Source organism: Streptomyces fungicidicus (assembly GCF_003665435.1).
Taxonomy (GTDB): Bacteria; Actinomycetota; Actinomycetes; order Streptomycetales; family Streptomycetaceae; genus Streptomyces; species Streptomyces fungicidicus.
This window is the reverse complement of sequence record NZ_CP023408.1, coordinates 58343-76246: the sequence shown is the minus strand read 5'-3', so window position 1 is coordinate 76246 and position 17904 is coordinate 58343. Positions and strand designations below refer to the sequence as shown.

Sequence of the window (17904 nt, the reverse complement as noted above, 5' to 3'; positions counted from 1 at the left end):
CTCCTAATAAATGCTGCGAAGCCCCATGACGTCGCCCTTACCGAGTGTCCTCTTCTTCACTTCGCAGCGGTCCGCCTTGGTGTACATGGTGAGATTCGAGTGTCCGGAACCCACGTGGCCCAGCCCGAAGATGTGACCGGCCTCATGCGTGCCGGTGTTGAGTACATCGTGGTACCTGCCGTTGCAGGTACTCGTCGGATTCCTCGTGAAGTCGAAGTCCGCGATGTTGAACCTCACGTCCGCTTCCCGGAGGTCGTTCTTGCCAACCGGGTTGGGCCATGTCCACGCGCATGTCGAGGCGACGGCCCCGGCGGCCAGGTCACCGGCGTCCCACGTGCTCTTGCCATCCCGGGCAGTGCACGTCCCGTTGGCGCTCACGTCCGCTTCATACGTGGTCGTACCCGCGTAGTGACTCTTGGCGGGTACCTGGTCGGTCAGGCCACAGTTGTTGGTGCTGGCCGTGATCCGTCCGATCGAGCCTTCGAAGTACTCCAGCGCTTGAGAGCGTGTCATGCCTGCGGGATAGGCCCCGTCCCCCAGGTACCAGTTGTAGATGCCGTACTCTTTCCGGTCCAGTGTCGAGTAGGCGCCGTCCTGGCACTCGCCGGGGGAGCTCGCGGCGTCCACCTCGGCCACTCCGAGGCCGTCGGGTGCGGGCGGCTCGGACACCGGTGAGTCCGATTCCTCCGTCAGATCACCCGCCGTCAGCCGCGGGCTCACGACATCGGCACGGTCCTCGCCTGCGGTTACCGACTCCGTGTTGGCCTCGGACAGGTCATAGGAGACCTTGCCGTCCGAGGTGACGATCAGCGTGAATCCGTGCTCCGTACCGTCTTCGGCCAGCATGTCGATACTTACCGCTGTGTCGGCCTCCGGCATCTCTATTCCGGTGCCGTCATAGGTGACGACGAGACCCTCCACATCGCAGGTGTGCACGTTCAAACCAGTCGGCAATTCGTATACCGATAACTCATCCGTGGTCGGACATATCGGTATTGCGCCTGCGCCGGCCTGTGCGTTGCCCCCGGCGACAGCGAGCGATGCGGCCAACGCGAACGCCACGCTGGTTCTACCTACGAGTCCTGGATGGCGTCCAGCCACTCTCCACCCCCTGTGATTCAGCCCCATTGCACGGGACGGTAATCGAACAGACATCCTTACATCTATGATCGGATCGTGAGAGGGTGCTTTCCGGCCAGTGATCCGGATCCGCACAGGCATACTTTCCCGCGTGACGAGCCGTCATCGGGCCTGCGGTGACGCCTTCACCAAGCAGTCCACATAGCCGATCCTGCCGTCGAAGCCCGGCAAGGCTGAAATAACCCCTCGGTACCACCCAGGGCCTCTCGCACGATCGAGATCCGTCCGGATTCATCCGGTGAGACCGAGGACGGTCAGGGGACTTCGGCGGTCGCGGGCGGTGTGGCATAGGGCAGCGGCAATGTTGGTGTGGCCGTCTTGGCGGTGGACGCCGATATCGACCGCTCCTTCGGCATATGGATTTGGGAAGAGTCGGTGATCGCCGGATTGCTGCAGACTCCGGAGTACGCCCGACATGTCATCCAGCGGTACTCGGAGTTTCTGGACGGAGCCGATGATGTCGAGGCAGACGTCCGCTCCCGAGTGCGGCGCCAGAAATGGCTTACCGGTCCGGGCGCAAGCTGCATGTGTTGATGTGGGAGGCCGCGCTGCGGTCGCTGATCTGCCCGCCCTCGGTGCTGGCGAGCCAACTCGACCGCCTCAACGACATGATCGGCATGGACACGGTCGAGTTGGGTGTCATCACCCTTCGCGGCACCCGTCAAGATCGTCCCAGGCAACGGCTTCTGGGTGCTCGACGGCCGACTGGTCGTCGCCGAGGACTGACACGCCGAACTGTGGCTGGACGAAGCCGACAACATAGCCTTGTACAAGAAGGTCTGGAGGGCCCTCAGCGAGTCGGCGGTGTACGGGGCCGACGCCCACAACGTCATCAACTCGGCCCGCCGGTCCTTGAACCCGCGGTGATGGCGTTGCGGGTACGTGTGCGGGACGGAACGCATCACGAGCAGGCGTGGCGCCGGTGGACTCGGGCCCGCACCTCGGTCGAAGGCAGAAGGCCGCTGTCTTGGGCCGCCAGGAGGGCCCTCGAAGCGTCAGGGCCTGGGTTCCTCCGGCTTGACGGCAGTGGTGATCGCGCCGTGCTGTTCAGTGTCTGACGGGTCGAATGACTCGTGCTCCTCCACTACTTCTCCGTCCACGACGTCCCCCTCCGTCGCTCGGTGCGCCGGGTCCGCCAGAGGCAGGCCGGCGAGGTGCTTCTTGAGCCTCTTGGCCATCGGAAGGTAGGTCGCGAGAGTGAGGCCGCCGGACACAACGGCCCCAACGACGGGGATGGCCTTGGAGACGCCCTTCGCGAAGGACTGCTTGGTCATTTGAACGCCGAGGTAGGCCGCGGACTTTTTCACGAGCGGGTAGATGAGACCCTTGGTGAGCGCCTTCTGAGGCAGCTTCTTCGCGACCTGCTTCGACATCATCCCGGCGACCTTCCCCACGGCAACGTTCGCCGACTGGGTGCCGAACATCACGCCGAAGAACAGCGTGAGCACCCCCATGGTCGCGTCATCGACGTCATCGCCCTCGTCGGAGAACAGGTCGGGCCAGCTGTAGAGATAGGCGAGCTTCTGCGCGATGCGCAGCATGTGACCGACGTACTGGGCCGCGTCGGCGGGCACCGTGGCGGGAAGGGCGAGGATGCCGGGTATCCCGGCGGCGGCCGAGAGGGCGCTGACCTTCGCGGTCTCGTAGCGGATGGATTCATTGGCGATCTTGTCGAGGACCTCGACAGTGATGCCCGCGGCAGCGGGAGTCTCTTCTATCGCTCGTCGGATCTCGTCCTCGGAGCAGTGGCGAGCCAGCGCACTGCGGAGGTACGCCTCCCTGTGGATACGCACACCCGGAAACTTCGCCGCCGCCAGCAGCACCGCGAAGAAACGCGACTCGGGGTCATCGACCTCTTTACCCTGCTTCATGGCAGGAACTTACAGTACCTCCGAGCTGCAAGGGCCGGCATGGATCAGCTCGGTTGAGACCTCGTTATGTAAGTGACGGTGGCGTGAGGGTCGGCTCGCGTCACGAGGCCGATTGTCACCCGGGGGGCGATCGCCGGCGCGGGCACCCGGCGAGCATGGCGCCGGGCCCACTGAAGGTGTGCTGTGGAGGCGGGATGCGCAGGGTCCTCCGGTGGGCGTGTGCTTGCCGGAGGACCCTGCGATCGGTGCCACCTCTGTCAGCGTGCCGCGAACTCCACGAAGGCAGCCCACGCCGTGGGTTCTACGGCGAGTGCGGGGCGAGTTGTGTCCTTCGAGTCGCGGACGTGACCTTGGCGGGGCGGGTGGCGACCTCGACGCATTCGCCGCCTTCCTCGCTGCTGTAGCTGTTCCTGCGCCATACCAACTGGTCTATCTGCGGCTGCCGTACGTCTCGTTCATGGCTCTCTCAGCAACTTCTACACATACGCCAACGATTCTCGAGAAGTCAGGGCCTGCGCCCGGATGATCCCGTACTTGGCCTACAGCGCACGGACGCGGTCCCGCTCCGTTTGCAGGCGGCTGACGTTCTGTACCTCGGCGTACGCGATCCTCCGCCCTTCCTTCGTTTCAATCAAGGTGAAGGGACCAGCGATACCCGCGTTCTCCTTACGGTCGAGCAGCATCACCTGCATCTCGACGTTCCGCCGCTGCCCCATTAGGAGAATCTGCTCAAGCTGGCCACGCAGGATGCCTCGGCCTCCGATGGGAAGCCTGAACATTGCCTCACCCATGACAAAGCTGGCGAGCAGCGCGTCACGGCTGGACAAGATCCACTCCGCATGCAGGCGGTGCGCGTCAGAACAGATACAGATCGGGCGAGTGCGGGCCCGTGCTCTACCGCCTCTTGCGGGAGCGCCGTCCGGCGCGGCCCTGGCAGGTGCGGTATGCGTGCCTCCTCCGGCAGGTTCTCCCACGTGGGGCGAAAACCGTGAACCTGGCCCTCGCCGACCATGGCCGCAGGTTCCAGGGGCGGCCCCGGTCGTCAATCACGACGTCAAGCGGAAGGGGGTGGCCGGGCTTGAGCTCCGGCACCAACGCCAGCAGTAGCCGGCGGACACACGGGTTCCGTAGCCCTCTGCCCGGCGGGACTCGAGGAAGACTTCCATCTCCTGCGGGCTGTCGGCAACCATCAGCTGCATGCGGTCGTCGGGCTCCCAGACAACCGGGCCGCCCGGTTCGAGGCCGAGGAGCCGGACGACCCAGCGCAGTAGGCGTCGCTGCCGCCGCAGGGAACTGGCTCTCCAGCGGGACGACGCGGCACGGGATGTCCCGCTTGGCCGCTGCCGCCTTGCTGTTGGCCACGGTGCCCATCTCGCCCGGCCGCACCACCTGGTGCTCGTCGAGGAGGAAAAGGGGCACGTGGGCGACGTCGCAGATCAGAACGTTCAGGCTGTTCTTCTCGGTAGTCATGAAGCTGTTGAAGTACTTGAACAGGTCCTGTACCTCCCGCTTGCGGGAGCCAGCGACCTTCCTCATCGTCTTGGTGAACGACTGGGAGCCGGTGGCGTGCAGGGCCGGCAACCCTTGCCGATAAAGCTCACCGAGCAGTTGGAGACGATCACGCTCCTGCCGGTGTCAGGTCCGCCGGTGGCGACGACTTCCTTGCGGTCGGCGCGCTTGGCCTTCTCCACGGCGTTGAGCACCATGCGGTAGGCCACCTGCTGTTCGTCCAGGAGCACGAACTGCTGTCGTTCACGCACCTCTTCGACGGCCACGGACATCAATTGCTTCGATGGCGCCGTGGCACCGGAGAGCAGCTCGTCAGCGGCTCGGGCACCGCGAGGCCTGTCACTCGATACGGAACGGAGGTGGTCGAGGAACTCACCTCGGTGCTGTGTGCAGGAAAGCCACGCCGCTGATCCGGTGCCCGTGACCGGCCACGGCTCCGTTGAAGTTGACCAGGTAGTCACAGTAGCGACAGACCTGCTCGAAGAGATTGAGAACAGGGTGGGTATAGCGCTCGACATGGCACAGTGTCGGATCGTCCTCGTGGGGCAGGGCCTCGCTCCACTGCTGCAACTTTATTAGGACATGGGACGGTTCTCCGGTGGAGGGATGCAAACCGGCGAGGACGACATCGGCACGCTTGCTATCAGCAGGAGGGCATACTCCAGCATCATCTCCACATCGCCCAGACCGGCGTCGGTGAGCGCGGCGGCAAGGACGGGGATGCTGCACTCCCAGGAGCGCGCCTCCGAGGGGCTGGGCCGGTAACCGTGCATATGAGCGAACTGGTCGGCGAGGTGCAGGAACAGCGAACCGTCGAACGCCATGACGGCGACCGTTTTGGCGGACGCGCGGAGCAGCAAGGCTTTCCCCCCAGGCAGCACAATATGACTCGTGCGGGTGGGGGCCTGTCCTTCGAAACTTCACCGGGGTGGAGCGGAAGCCCGTCGGGCCGCATTGGCGATGACTGCGAGATTACCTCGTGTCGTTGGGAGACGTCCGTGGTGGCCAAGGCAACCGAGAGCCGTGCCAGTGTCCCGGCCACCCACCGTCGTGGCCCGGCGAGCCGCGCGACCGTGCCGCGGAACATCTCCCCCCCCCCGGTGGCGAAACCGAGCGTTTCCAACCGGGTGTTGTTGTGCGAGCACACTGCCTCTCGCGCCGGTGTGCCGGTCCGGCCGTCCATCCGTCCGGGCCGTGCGTCACACCGGCAGCGCGTGCAACTTGGTGCCGTGCAGGGCAAAAACGCGCTCGCCGTCGGTGGCCACCAGCCAGGCGTGGTGGTCGCCGGTTCCGTCGTTGAACGTCCAGCGCACCGCGCCGGTCTTCGCGTCCAGCGCGATGATGCCGCCCTTCTCGTCGAGGTCCGTCGCGCCGTAGAGGGTGTCGCCCGCCTTCACGTACTGCCGCGGCACCTGGAGTCCCGCGTCCGCGAGGGCCTCGGACTGCCAGAGCAGCTTGCCGGTCCGTGGATCGACGGCCCGCAGCGTCTTGGCGCTGTCGGCGATGTAGAGCACGTCGTCCACCACGGCCGGCTCCCTGAAGAGGCCGAACTCCGACGCCTCCAGGGACCACTTCTCCTTGCCGTCGGACAGGGCGAAGGCCTGGAGGTTCCTCTCCTGCGGGACGATCACCAGGTCCTCGTGGACGGCGAAGAAGCCGTAGTTCGTCTTGGTGGTCTTCCGCGTCCACACCTGGCCGCCCGTGGCGGTGTCGCGCACGGTGAGATTCTTCTTGACGTCGGTGTAGACGAGGTGGCGGCCGCGGACGGCGGCGTGGATGCCGTTCTGCGCGGTGCCGAGGTCGCGCTGTTCCTTCCAGGCGATCCTGCCCGAGGCGCTGTCGAGGGCCGCGATGACGTTCGTCTTCGACGACCCGTCGTCCTCGAGGATCTCGGCGATGACGTACACCTGCTTCTCGTCCACCGCGATGGGCTGCGGCTGCCGGTAGTCCTTGCCCAGGCGGCTGCGCCAGGTCTCCTTACCGGAGGCCGGGGCGTAGCCGATGACGGTGCCGTCGTACTCGCTGCTGGCCAGGTACAGCGTGTCCTTGCCGAGCAGCAGGGTCGCGCCGGGGACCGTGCCGCCCGGCAGGGACCACTTCTGCTTGCCGGTCGCGGTATCGAGGGCGGCGAGCGGGCTGCCACTGGCGATCACGGCGCCGCCCGCGACCACGAACTCGTCGTTGTCCCCGTAGGTTTCGGCAGAGGTCGTCCTCGTCCACAGCGGTGCGGGAGCCTTGCCGTCCCCGCCCTTGCCGCCGCTGTCGGCGGAGCCCTTCTCGTCGCCCTTCGGCTGCTCGCCGCCGCCACTGCCGGAATCCTCGACGTCCACGGCGTCGTCGTCACAGCCGGCCGTACCGGCGGCCAGGGCGGCCAGCGCGAGACCGCCGCCGGCCAGCCGGAGCACACGCCGGCGGGAAGCGGGCCTGCCCGTCCCGGACGACCTGAACGATCTGCCCTGCACCATGCCGTTGCCCGTGGCCATTCGTCTTACCCCCGTGTTGCGTCGGAGCGGGAACACACATCAGGAGGGGCCCACGCCGTACCGAACATACGGACGTACGCCCCTGCCGCGAGGAACGCTAACCGACACCCTGGTGAGCGCAGTCCGGCGGAGCACAACCGGGACGGCACCGTGAACCGGTCGAGACAAGACAACACCGCCCGACCACGCGGGACGCGCCGCCGGGCTGGTCCTCGCGCGGCCGCCGGCCGGGGGCCCGTGCGCCCCCGAATTCGCTTCGCCCGGGGATTCCCGAACGCCGGTGGGCGGGCGACATCGCGGGGGAGGATGACCGCATGACGGTTGAAGGCTCCTCGATCGACTCCACCAGGCCCAGCATCGCCCGCGTCTACGACTACCTGCTCGGCGGCAAGGACAACTACGCCGTGGACCGGGAAATTGGCGACGTGTTCCTGCGGGACCTGCCCGGCTCGGTGGCCATCGCCTTCGCCAACCGCGCGGCACTGACACGGGCGATCACAGAGATCGTCACGACCACCGACGTGCGGCAGTTCATCGATCTGGGCAGCGGTCTGCCCACCGCCGACAACGTCCACCAGGTCGCGCAGCGGCACGCCCCGGAGGCCCGGATCGTATACGTCGACAACGACCCCCAGGTGCTGGTCCACGGCTGTGCGCTGCTGGAGCAGAACGACCGCACCCGGGTCGTCCGGGCCGACGTACGCGACCCCGAAGGCGTCCGCACCCACCCGGCCACCCTGGAACTCATCGACTTCGACTGCCCCGTCGCCGTCGTCTTCAGCGCCGTCCTCCACCACGTCAACGACGAGGAGGACCCTGCCGGAATCGTCCGCCACTGGCGGGACCACGTGCCCTCCGGAAGCCACTTCTTCGTCAGCCACTTCCGTTCCGGCGACAACCCGGAGACCGCGGAGGCCGAACGGGTCCTCCAGCAGACCTTCGGCCGCGGCCGGTGGCGCACCGACGAAGAGATCGCCTCCCTGCTGGACGGCCTGGAGATCCTCGCCCCCGGAATCGTCCCCGCACCCTTGTGGCGTCCCGACACGGTCGACAACCCATGGACCGCGAGCGGCGCGGAACGGCAACTCAGCGTCTGGGAACGCCTCATCGCCGCCGGGCTGGCCAGGAAGGTATAGCGCCCGGCTGCCGGGGATCGGCTGCGAGGCGCAGGCGGTCCGCGGACGGCGCTCTGCCCGCCGCGCCGGACGCGGCGCACGGTCGGCCGTGCCGAGCGAGGGAAGGCCGCCGCGGGGCTCTGGGCCGGCGTCCCTCTCCTCACCAACGGCCCGCTTTCAAGGTGCCGACGTGCACAGCACGCAGAACTCGTTGCCCTCGGCCGCGAAGTCGGAACACCTGGCCTCGGTACTGCGGTCGATCGGGCCGACATCGAGGTGCAGCCGGTTCTTCACGACCTCACCACGCTACTCACCATCGCGATGCTGGTGGCCGGCGGGGTCACCACCATGGAGTACGCGACGCTCATCTTCGCCCCGCCGGTGACGGTCATCGCCTGACTGGTGATGGCCTCCTTCTCCAAGGCCCTGCGTATGGAGCGGGCCGAGCGCGAGGGCCGGATCCTGCGCCGGCGTTCGGCGGCGGCGCACGGCGGCCACGCGCCCGAACGCACCTGGCGGCAGCGACTGGAGCGGATGCGCTCCTACCCGTCGACGAAGCAGGTCCGCAGAGGTGTCGGCCGACGCCGTCAAGGACACCGCGGACAGCGGGCCGAAGGCGTAGGCGCCGCGCGCTTGGCGTTCCTACGGTGGTGACGGCCACCGTAGGTGCCCGCCGGGCCCGGGCGTGACGCGAAGATCTGACGAATCACGGGCTCGCCGCGTACCCACTGCGTTCAAGGCATTGACACGTGCATTACATGGGCTTTACGTTCCGGCCATCTGAGAGCGCTCTCAGAGCCTTGTCCTGTCACGACTTGAGGTGACGCATGCCATCCCCACGCACCAGACCGGCAACCGTTCTGCTGCTGGCCTCAGCCCTCGCCTTCGTCGGCCTGGGCCCGGCCGCCGCACCGGCGGCCGCCGCCACCGTCCCCGTAGGCTCCGGAAGTTACTCCGACACCCGGCCCGCCGGCACGTCGGGCCCCACCACCAACACGGGAACACCGGTCACTCCCAAGGTGACCGCCGCCGCCAAGAACCGGCCCGTGCCGACCAACGACTGGTGGTCCTCCCTGGCCTTCCAGCGCTACGGCGACAACCCGTACTCCACCCCCATGTACGGACACCCCCTCACCTACCAGGCCACGGCCGGCGGGCTCGACGTCGGCTACCCGACGACCCCCGCGATCGTCGGCGACGGCCGCCAGTACGAGTACGCGCACAAGCGCGACCTCACCATCGGGCTGACCGGCCTCAACTCCCCCGACACCAAGGCCGACGACTGGTCCGACTGGACGGTCACCCCCTACTGGTCCGACGGCTCCCGCACCCTGCGCACCACCATCGGCCACGGCTCTCCGTTCGTGTACGCCAAGGGCTCCGGCGGCAACGCCCAGATCACCACCGCAAACGCGCCCACCGTCTTCGCCGACCAGGGCAACGTCCTCGGCATCACCGTCGCCGGGCACCACTACGCCCTGTTCGCGCCGACCGGCAGCGACTGGAACGTCGCCGGGTCCACCGTCACCGCGGGCCTCGGCTCCAAGGACTACTTCTCCGTCGCCGTGCTGCCGTCCACCGGCGCGCTGGCGACGTTCAAGAAGTACGCCTACAGCTTCGTCACCGGCTCCAAGGTGACCTGGAGCTACACCGGGGGCACCGTCGGGGCCACCTACACGCTCACCACCGAGGCGAAGGAAGGCACGGAGCGGGGCACGCTCCAGGCCCTCTACCGCCATCAGTGGCTGAACACCACGGACCCGCTCACCTCGTACACCTACGTCTCGCCGCGCGGCACCATGAAGGTCCGCGAGTCGGCCTCGTTCACCACCCGCCAGAAGGCGGCGCCGGTGCTGCCCGCGCTGCCCAAGTCGAACGGCGTGGACACCGCCCGGCTGCGCGGCTACCTGAACGACGTCGTCAACGCCTCCGACCCCTTCTCCGGAGCCGCCGACACCTACTGGACCGGCAAGGCCCTCGGTCGCCTCGCCCAACTCGTCCCGGTGGCCGACCAGATCGGTGAGACCGCCGTCCGCGACCGGATGCTCGGCCTGATGAAGGGCAAGCTCCAGGACTGGTTCACGGCAGGCGGCGCGAACGAGTTCAGCTATGACAAGGACTGGAAGACCCTCACCGGCTACCCCGCCTCCTACGGCAGTGACACCGAGCTGAACGACCACCACTTCCACTACGGCTACTACGTCTACGCGGCGGCGATCGTCGCCCAGTACGACCCGGCCTGGGCCGCCGAGTCCGCCTGGGGCGGCATGGTCAAGACCCTCGTGCGGGACACCGCCAACCCCAGCCGCACCGACACCGCCTTCCCCTTCCTGCGCGGCTTCGACATCTACGCGGGCCACAGCTGGGCCTCCGGCCACCAGGGGTTCGCCGCCGGCAACAACCAGGAGTCCTCCTCCGAGTCCACCAACCTCAGCGCCGCCCTCATCCTGTGGGGCTCCGCCACCGGCGACACCTCGCTGCGTGACCTCGGCACCTTCCTGCTGACCACCGAGTCGGAGTCCATCGCCCAGTACTGGTTCGACGCCGACGAGCAGGTCTTCCCGTCCTCGTTCGGTCACGACACGGCCGGCATGGTGTGGGGCAGTGGCGCCGCCTACTCCACCTGGTGGACCGCCAACCCCGAGGAGATCCACGGCATCAACGTCCTGCCCGTGACCGGCGGATCGCTCCACCTCGGCGGTGAGAAGGCGGCGATCCGGCGCAACATCGCCGAGATGGAACGGGAGAACGGCGGCCCGGCCGTCGAATGGCGCGACATCCTCTGGGAGTTCCAGTCCTTCGCAAACCCCGCCACCGCCAAGGCGAAGTGGGACGCGGGCAACGCCGACTACACCCCCGAGGACGGGGAGTCGAAGGCGCACACCTACCACTGGCTCAACACCCTCGACACCCTCGGCGCACCGGACCCCACCGTGACCGGTGACATCCCCACCTCCGCCGTCTTCACCAAGGGTTCGACCAGGACCTACGCGGCCCACAACCACGGGGCGACGGCCCGCACCGTCACCTTCTCCGACGGCAAGACCCTCTCCGTACCGGCCCGTTCCACCGCGACCGGCACGGGAACCGGCTCCACGGACCCCGACCCCGACCCGGATCCGGAGCCGCCGACCGGGAACACCTTCCAGCTGCGCAGTGGTGGCGCCCTGACCACGGCGACCGGCGGCACGGTGGGCAGCGACACCATCGCCTCCGCCGGCGGCGCCAACCGCGACGGCACCCCGTACCAGCCCCTCGTCTACGAGATCCGCGGCGTGAAGGGCACGCTCACCCCGGGCGCGGGAACCGCCTTCCGGCTCCAGGTGGACGCCGGCACCACGGTCGGGCTCGGCCAACAGGCCCGGATCAGCTACGACTTCACCGGCGACGGCAGCTTCGACCGCACCGAGACGTACCAGTACTTCGCGAGCGACCCGGTCACCGGCTGGGAGGAGTACACGCAGGCGCGCGGCCTCAAGGCGTCCACGGGCACCCCGGGCAACCTCAACGGCGGCACCGTGCGCCTCGAGGTGTGGAGCGCCATCGGCAACGGCACCTCGAAGCTCCAGACGGGCACGGACAAGTCGGTGGTGGTGATCCCCTACAGCTGAGCCGTCCAAGGCCCGCGGCGGGGACCGGCATCCGGCCGGTTTCCCGCCGCACGTCTGTCTGAACCGGTTCCATCGACGCATGTCAGCCCCGTTGCAGGTCCATGCGGTTGATCTGCGCCAGGAGCGGCGGCTCCGACTGCCCTTCATGGCCGAGGTGCAGTTCCTGTCGCGCTCGGGTGGCCATCACGTAGTACGACATGCGCAACGTGGCGGAGGTGGGGTCCGTCCCCGCGTCCCAGTGGGTGTCGGGGATGACGACGGTGTCGAAGCTCAGCCCTTTCGCGCTGCGGCGGTGCACGATCACGATGCCGGGCCAGCCGAGGTCGAGGTTGCGGTACTGACCGCCCTTGGACTCGGACGTGTACAGCTGCGGCTTCAGGCGGGGCGCACGGTTCTGGATGCTGCCGAGCAACGAGAACTGCGTGTGCTTGGTCGCGGCGATCACCCCGATGCTCTTCTTGGGCTGCGCCTCGGCGAGCAGGACGAGCAGGTCCGCGACGCCCCGCTCGTGGAACCGGTGTAGGCGCGGCACCGGTCCCTGGCGGGCGGGCAGGATCGGCACGTCGGCTCCGGTGTGGAAATGGGCCGCCAGGGATGCGATCTGTTCGGTGTTGCGGTGATTGCCGTCGAGTTCGTGCCGGGTGCACCGGCCGAGGTTGCGGACGATCTCGTCGAGGGTCGAGTTGGTATCGGTGAGCCGCTGGCACTGGTCCGCGAAGACGGTCGTACGGGCGCCCAGCATGCGGCAGAGCAGGTAGAACTCCGGCGGCAGGTCCTGGCCTTCGTCGATGACCAGCGTGGGTCCGACGGTGGGGGCGGTCTCGGCTGCACGGTTGTGGAGGGCGTCCCAGTCGTACCAGCCGTCGCCACTGCCCGGCGGCGTGGCTCCGTACCACTCGGCGAGCCAGCGGTGTGCGGTCATGACGCGCACCGAGCGGTCCGCGGGGCCCAGTGCGTGCACCGTGCCGGCGAGTGACTGACGCAGCAGGTTGGAGTAGGTCAGCAGGACCACCGGGGTGCCGGTGAGGGCGAGCATGGCCGCGCGCTGCGCGGCCAGCACGCTCTTGCCGCTGCCAGGCGGCCCGCCGACCAGGTGGTTGCCGTCGAAGGGAAGACTGTCGAGGCCGGCCCGCTGGTCGGGGTCCAGGTCGAGGTAGCTGATGGTCATGTTCGCTCCAGGGCGCCCGCCGCGGCGGCGCGGGCCGCGGTGACGATCGACTGCAGGTAGCCGGGAACCCGTTCGCCGCCGACGACGAGTGCCCGGTCCAGGAGGCTGTTACCGGCCTCGCAGCTGGTCTCCGGGAGCAGGGCGCAGGCGTGGCAGGCGGCCCGGTTGAGGTTGCCGAAGCCCTGCCCCGAGTGTTCGGCGCACAGCGGGTCGGCGGAGCACCAGGCGGCGGACTCGACCATCCGCAGCAGCGTTTCGGCGAGCCGTGGTGGCTCGCCCTGGCGGACCAGTCCGCCGAGGGTTCCTTCGGCGTCCCCCGCGGCGGTGTAGACGAGGATGCCGTACTGGTCCTGTTCGGGGCGGGCGTAGATCCGTTCGCGCAGGCTCGCCGTCGTGTAGCCGGACTCGAAGGACAGCTGGCGGATCACGAGGTGGGCCAGGGTGTGCAACAGGACGAAGCGCGGGGAGAGTTCGGGACCGGTCACGTTCTGCAGTCGGTCCTTCTGGAAGGAGCGGTCGAGGTCGGCCCGCATGCCCTTGACGCGTCTGCGTACCTCCGGGTCCTCCTCCCAGTCCTTCAGCTCGCCCTGGTCGAGGGTGAGGAAAATGCCCTCGCCGAAGACCTCGACGGCAGGCAGCCACTTCAGCCGGCGCGAGGTGTCGACGGGAACGACGGCGGCGTCCGGGGAAACCCGGGTGAAGCCGGACAGGGCACGGACCTCACGGAGCCGGTCGGCGAGGACGACGCGTCCGAAGCGGCTCGCGAGACCGGCCCAGGGTTCGTCGGTCTCGCCTGCCAGGCCGAGCGTGGTCTCGCGCAGGGCGAAGTCACGGGTGGCGGGCGGGGCGGGTGCCGTGAACGCGGCCCATTCCTCCCGGCTCAGGTCGGGCCGTGCGGGGCCGTCGGGCGCGGCAGCCGTAACGGCAGGGCTCGTTCCGCCCGTCTCCTCGGCCAGGAGTGCGTCCAGCAGACCGTCGTCGGCCGCCGTGTCCTCCTGGATCATCTGCCGGAACAGGGGGGCACGGGGCGAGGCGGGGTCGCGGCACAGCGACACCCAGAGGTGGTGTTCGCGGACCTGGTCCGCGAGCGCGTCGTCGGTGTGCGCGGGGACGTCGGTCTCGGGGATGTCGAGCGCGGAGTGCACGATCGGGTAGTAGAGGTTGCCGGCGGTGCGCTGCACGATCTGCACCGGGCGGGGACAGTCGACGGCTTCACCGGCACGCTGCCACGGGTTCCGTCCCGAGCAGCGCATACCGTGGGTGCCGAGGATGTCGAGCAGGTCCCGGACGGCTCCGCAGCCCTTCGCGGTGCAGGCGACGGAGAGCGCTTCGAGGCCGGAGGCCCGTTCGGAGACGAGGAAGCGCAGCTTCTCGCGCTCCCCGCACTGCCGCCGTTCGCCACCGTCGCGCCGCGAGTGCGCCCAGAACCACCAGTCGACGTCGCTGAGATGCCCGGCCTGGCAGATCTGAGCGAACCGCATCGGCGCCAGCGTCCGCGTCGGGGAGCAGGAGGGGCAGCGCGGTGCCTGGCCGCGCTTCTCGTCGGCGATCCTCCACCGCTTCATCCGTCGGCAGGCACCGCAGAACAGCCAGGAGGGGAAGCGGATGTACGGCGCTCCGGGTGCGTCCGCGACGTCGAAGCGGTCGCCCGCGGCGGCGGGCGCGGCGTAGAAGCCGGAGACGCCGAGGCGGTCGGCCAGCCGGGGCGAGTCGATGGGCTGTCTGCCGCGGGAGGGCCAGTCGCCGATGCCGGTGGCGACGAACGACTCGCCCTGGATGTCGAAGACGGCCCCGACCCCGAAGGGCACCACGGTCTGCGACTGACGTACCCGGAGTGTGCGGCTCACAGGTCGGCTCCCTTCACTGTCATCTGACATTCCCGGTCGACGTTGCGCATCGAGTTGGGTGTCTCCCACAGTCCGTGGACCTGCTCGAAGCTCTTGATGAGGTTGGACTGGCCCTTGCCCTGGCTGCGGTAGTACAGCTCGCGGCCGTCCTTGCGGGCCTGGCGCGCGAGGTCCTCCCAGGCGGCGAGCAGCCCGGCGAGTTCCTTGCGCACCGCGTCACCGGCCCCCGGCTCCGCGGTGTCCGCCCGCACCGCCAACTCCTCCGCCAGTTCCTCCGCTTCGGTCATCCGGTCGAGGATCCGCCCGGCCTGGTTCTCGGCCGCCAGTCCGAGCCGGTGCCGTACGAGGACGACGAGCACGGCGTGCAGGGCGCGGCGGCGGGAGGGTACGGACCAGGGGGTGACGCTGGTCGGCTCGACGTGCCGGTAGAGCGCGCGGTGGTACACGTCGAAGGTCTCGTAGTGCGAACGGTCGCGGGGGCGGGTGGCGTTGAAGAAGGTCACCACGAGTCCGGGCACGGCGTGGCGGCCCACGCGGCTGGTGGCCTGGATGTACTCGGCGGTCGTCTTGGGCTGCCCCTGCATCAGCATCAGGGCGAGCCGCTTCACGTCGACGCCGACGGACAGCATGTTGGTGCAGGGCAGGAAGGACACCGACCCCGTGTCGTCCCAGCTCTTCTCCAGCCGGTCGAGGAGCACGGGCTGCTCGGAGCGCGGCAGGTTGCTGGTGAGTTCCTCGACCTGGTGGTCCGGCAGGGGGCGGACGCCGTCGCCGGTGTCGAGTCCGGCGAGCTGGGCGGGGATGTCGTCGGCGGCGGCGGTGACCGTGCGGCCCAGTTCGCGCAGGCTGTGGTGGTAGGCGACGAGAGTCCAGTAGGCGTCCCGGTGTTCCTGGGGCAGTTCCCAGGCGCCCTGGAGCAGGGCTGCGGCGGTGGCGACGGAGGCACGGCCGGCGGTGTGTCCCTGGGCCATGACTCCGACGTAGCGGCGACCCGGCCGGGTCGTGTCGGGCTCGGCGAAGTAGGAGTGGCGGGCGTCGAGTCCGGCGGGCGGGAAGAGCTGGACGTCTCCCCCGTAGAGCGCGCGGACCTGCTCGCCGGAGCGGCGGATGGTGGCGGTGGACGCCACGACCTTGGGCCCGGTGCCGTCCGGTGCGGCGCACAGTCCGAGGACGGCGGACTCGTAGAGGCCGACGGTGGTGCCGAGCGGGCCGGTGAGCAGGTGCAGTTCGTCCTGGATGACGAGGGACGGCGGCCGGTGCCCGGTGCCGGCGCCGAAGAGCCGTCCGGCGCGCGGCTCCCAGGCTAGGCGGGCGAACTTGTCGACGGTGCCGAGGACGAAGGTGGGCGGACGGTCGTACAGGTGGTCGTCCACGACGGCGACGGGCAGTTCGTCGTGGAAGAGGCACTCGTCCCTGGGGCAGAAGAAGGCGAAGGAGTCGGCGGCGGCACGCACCCCGTAGTCGTCGATGTCGGGCGACTTGTGGGCGGGCAGGACGCGCGTGCCGCACCACGGGCAGCGGTCGAGGATGAACACGTCGTCCGGGGTGGCGGCCTCGCGCGCGTTGTCAAAGTCGCGGCGCGCCTTGTCGTAGCTGTTGGCGGTGGTGGTCTCACCGACCCACAGTCCGATGGAGAACGGCTCCTCGCCGTAGGTGGCCGGGTCGGCCCGGCGCATGGACTCCAGGGCGCACACGGTCGTCGCGGCGCGCTGGAACTGCTGTGTGGTCAGCAGGCTGAGCGTGTACCGGCTGAGCACGGCGGTGCCTCCGCCGTCGGGTTCACCCCGGCGCAGCACCATGACGAACGCGGCCAGCAGCAGGTACGCCTCGGTCTTGCCACCACCGGTCGGGAACCAGATGAGGTCCGTGACGGCACGGTCCGGGTGTCGGGGGTCGACGGCTCCGTCGACGGCCAGCAGGAAGAACGCGAGCTGGAAGGGGCGCCAGGTGGCGTCCGCGTACGGCTGCGGGTCCGGCGGTACGCCGTTGTCGCGGCGGGGGCGCCTGGTGCCGGCGAGGTCGGCTGCCGAGTGGCGCATCTGCAGGGCCATGGCGTGGTTGGCGGCCCGGAAGGCGTGCAGTAGTTCGGGGCGTCGGGGGTCGCAGAGGGTACGGACGCCGGACTCGATGCGGGAGACCGCGGTGCCGATCCGCCCGAGGACGCGCTCGGCTGCCTCGCGGCCCCATTCGGGTACCTCGGTGTTGAGCTGACCGACGTACCAGGCCCGGTAGGCGGAGGCGAACTCGGCCAGTTCCTCACGGAGCTGGTCGACGGAGACGGTCGGGTCGGCGAGGTGGGCGAGGCTGAGCACCGGTGTGTCGGTCAGTCCGGCGGCTCGTACGCCCGTGACCTCCGCCTCGGGCATCACGGCCGTCCGAAGTCCCGTCACCGTCCGGTCGTCGCCGTCCCGCAGTTCCTCGACGGCGCACCCGTGGCCGACGGCGTGGGTGCGCACATGCCGGTACTGCAGGCGCAGCTCCTGTTCCTCCAGGTCGCGGCTGGTGAGGCGGACACTCGGGTACTGGAGCACCTGCCCGTCCACGGGCCGCGCCCGCAGCTCCACTTGGAACAGCATTCCGTCCCAGTGGGCGCTCTTGCCGAGCGCGGAGTCGTACCGGGCGGCGTTGACGAGGGCGACGGTGACGAGCTTCCCGTTTCCGAAGTCACGGCGCTTGACGCGCAGTTCAGCTCGCGCGTCCAGGACGGAGACCTGCTCCCGGCCCGGGCCGAGGAGGTGTGTCTCGGCCGGTAGGGCGATCCGCTGCCACGTCCTGCCGCGCTGGTCGCTGCGCGACTGGGTGCGGTAGCGGGCGGCGGAGCACTCGACCTCGAGGGTCTCGGCGTCGGTGTAGAAGCTGAATCCGAGCGAGGACGGCAGCCAGGAATTCGACTCCGGTACGGGGTCGCCCGCCGGTGCGGTGTCCTCGGCCCCCCGCTCGGTGCCAGCTCCTTCGAACTCTTCCCGGGCGAGGTCGAGTTGACCCTGCAGATCGGCTTCCTGTGGGTAGAGGGTGCCCATCAGGTACTGCCGGTCGGGCGGTGCGTCGAGCGTCTCGTCGTCGCCGTCGACCGGTCCGACGAGTTGCCGCCGCAGGTAGGAGACGAGTTCCTGTCTGGGGTCCATGACATTCCTGATGTTGATGAGTGGGGAACGGGACG

9 protein-coding genes and 4 pseudogenes are annotated in these 17904 nt (G+C 68.9%); 4 read left to right on the top strand and 9 right to left on the bottom strand.

The window, feature by feature from the left end:
* Nucleotides 1-3: 3 nt before the first annotated feature.
* Entirely contained in the window at nt 4-1062 is a 1059-nt protein-coding gene (locus CNQ36_RS35450; protein ID WP_240659557.1) for a zinc metalloprotease, read from the bottom strand.
* 402 nt (nt 1063-1464) lie between these two features.
* Between CNQ36_RS35450 and CNQ36_RS30535 the strand changes: the two are divergent.
* A pseudogene (locus CNQ36_RS30535) lies at nt 1465-2007 on the top strand (DUF5753 domain-containing protein); the annotation flags it as partial.
* A 128-nt stretch (nt 2008-2135) separates the two neighbouring features.
* Here CNQ36_RS30535 and CNQ36_RS30530 read toward each other — a convergent pair.
* The 5 genes and pseudogenes from CNQ36_RS30530 to CNQ36_RS30510 form a co-directional block, all read right to left on the bottom strand.
* Nucleotides 2136-3011, bottom strand: a complete 876-nt coding sequence (locus CNQ36_RS30530; protein WP_121548719.1) for a hypothetical protein — start codon at nt 3009-3011, stop codon at nt 2136-2138.
* A gap of 257 nt (nt 3012-3268) precedes the next feature.
* Nucleotides 3269-3444 (bottom strand): annotated as a pseudogene (locus CNQ36_RS30525) (DUF397 domain-containing protein).
* A 106-nt stretch (nt 3445-3550) separates the two neighbouring features.
* Complete coding sequence (locus tag CNQ36_RS30520; RefSeq protein WP_338058026.1) at nt 3551-3838, bottom strand: Scr1 family TA system antitoxin-like transcriptional regulator; 288 nt, start codon at nt 3836-3838, stop codon at nt 3551-3553.
* Between the two features lie 187 nt (nt 3839-4025).
* Nucleotides 4026-5380: pseudogene (locus tag CNQ36_RS30515) on the bottom strand (DNA/RNA helicase domain-containing protein); the annotation flags it as partial.
* A 339-nt stretch (nt 5381-5719) separates the two neighbouring features.
* Nucleotides 5720-6985 (bottom strand): PQQ-binding-like beta-propeller repeat protein, encoded by a 1266-nt coding sequence (locus CNQ36_RS30510; protein WP_121549613.1) that lies wholly within the window; start codon nt 6983-6985, stop codon nt 5720-5722.
* A gap of 332 nt (nt 6986-7317) precedes the next feature.
* Between CNQ36_RS30510 and CNQ36_RS30505 the strand changes: the two genes are divergently transcribed.
* From CNQ36_RS30505 to CNQ36_RS30495, 3 genes and pseudogenes are all read left to right on the top strand, one after another.
* Nucleotides 7318-8139 carry an SAM-dependent methyltransferase gene (locus CNQ36_RS30505; protein WP_121548717.1) on the top strand — a complete coding sequence of 274 codons (822 nt, stop codon included), beginning with the start codon at nt 7318-7320 and terminating at the stop codon, nt 8137-8139.
* 276 nt (nt 8140-8415) lie between these two features.
* A pseudogene (locus CNQ36_RS30500) lies at nt 8416-8694 on the top strand (high-affinity choline transporter BetT); the annotation flags it as partial.
* 251 nt (nt 8695-8945) lie between these two features.
* Nucleotides 8946-11729, top strand: a complete 2784-nt coding sequence (locus CNQ36_RS30495) for a glycosyl hydrolase (RefSeq protein ID WP_121548715.1) — start codon at nt 8946-8948, stop codon at nt 11727-11729.
* Between the two features lie 82 nt (nt 11730-11811).
* Here the strand turns inward: CNQ36_RS30495 and CNQ36_RS30490 are convergent, their stop codons facing one another.
* The 3 genes from CNQ36_RS30490 to CNQ36_RS30480 are packed head-to-tail and all read right to left on the bottom strand — an operon-like array spanning nt 11812 to nt 17869.
* Nucleotides 11812-12897 (bottom strand): DEAD/DEAH box helicase, encoded by a 1086-nt coding sequence (locus CNQ36_RS30490; RefSeq protein ID WP_121548713.1) that lies wholly within the window; start codon nt 12895-12897, stop codon nt 11812-11814.
* On the bottom strand, nt 12894-14744 hold the full coding sequence (gene drmB / locus CNQ36_RS30485) for a DrmB family protein (RefSeq protein ID WP_121548711.1): 1851 nt from the start codon (nt 14742-14744) through the stop codon (nt 12894-12896). Before drmB ends, CNQ36_RS30490 begins: the two co-directional genes overlap by 4 nt.
* Nucleotides 14741-17869 (bottom strand): helicase-related protein, encoded by a 3129-nt coding sequence (locus CNQ36_RS30480; protein WP_121548709.1) that lies wholly within the window; start codon nt 17867-17869, stop codon nt 14741-14743. Before CNQ36_RS30480 ends, drmB begins: the two co-directional genes overlap by 4 nt.
* Between the last annotated feature and the right edge of the window lie 35 nt (nt 17870-17904).

Bases quoted from the DNA above. Each gene is read 5' to 3' on its own strand.
- CNQ36_RS30530 (WP_121548719.1), bottom strand. From the start codon at position 3,011: ATGAAGCAGGGTAAAGAGGTCGATGACCCCGAGTCGCGTTTCTTCGCG.
- CNQ36_RS30510 (WP_121549613.1), bottom strand. From the start codon at position 6,985: ATGGTGCAGGGCAGATCGTTCAGGTCGTCCGGGACGGGCAGGCCCGCT.
- CNQ36_RS30505 (WP_121548717.1), top strand. From the start codon at position 7,318: ATGACGGTTGAAGGCTCCTCGATCGACTCCACCAGGCCCAGCATCGCC.
- CNQ36_RS30495 (WP_121548715.1), top strand. From the start codon at position 8,946: ATGCCATCCCCACGCACCAGACCGGCAACCGTTCTGCTGCTGGCCTCA.
- CNQ36_RS30490 (WP_121548713.1), bottom strand. From the start codon at position 12,897: ATGACCATCAGCTACCTCGACCTGGACCCCGACCAGCGGGCCGGCCTC.
- CNQ36_RS30480 (WP_121548709.1), bottom strand. From the start codon at position 17,869: ATGGACCCCAGACAGGAACTCGTCTCCTACCTGCGGCGGCAACTCGTC.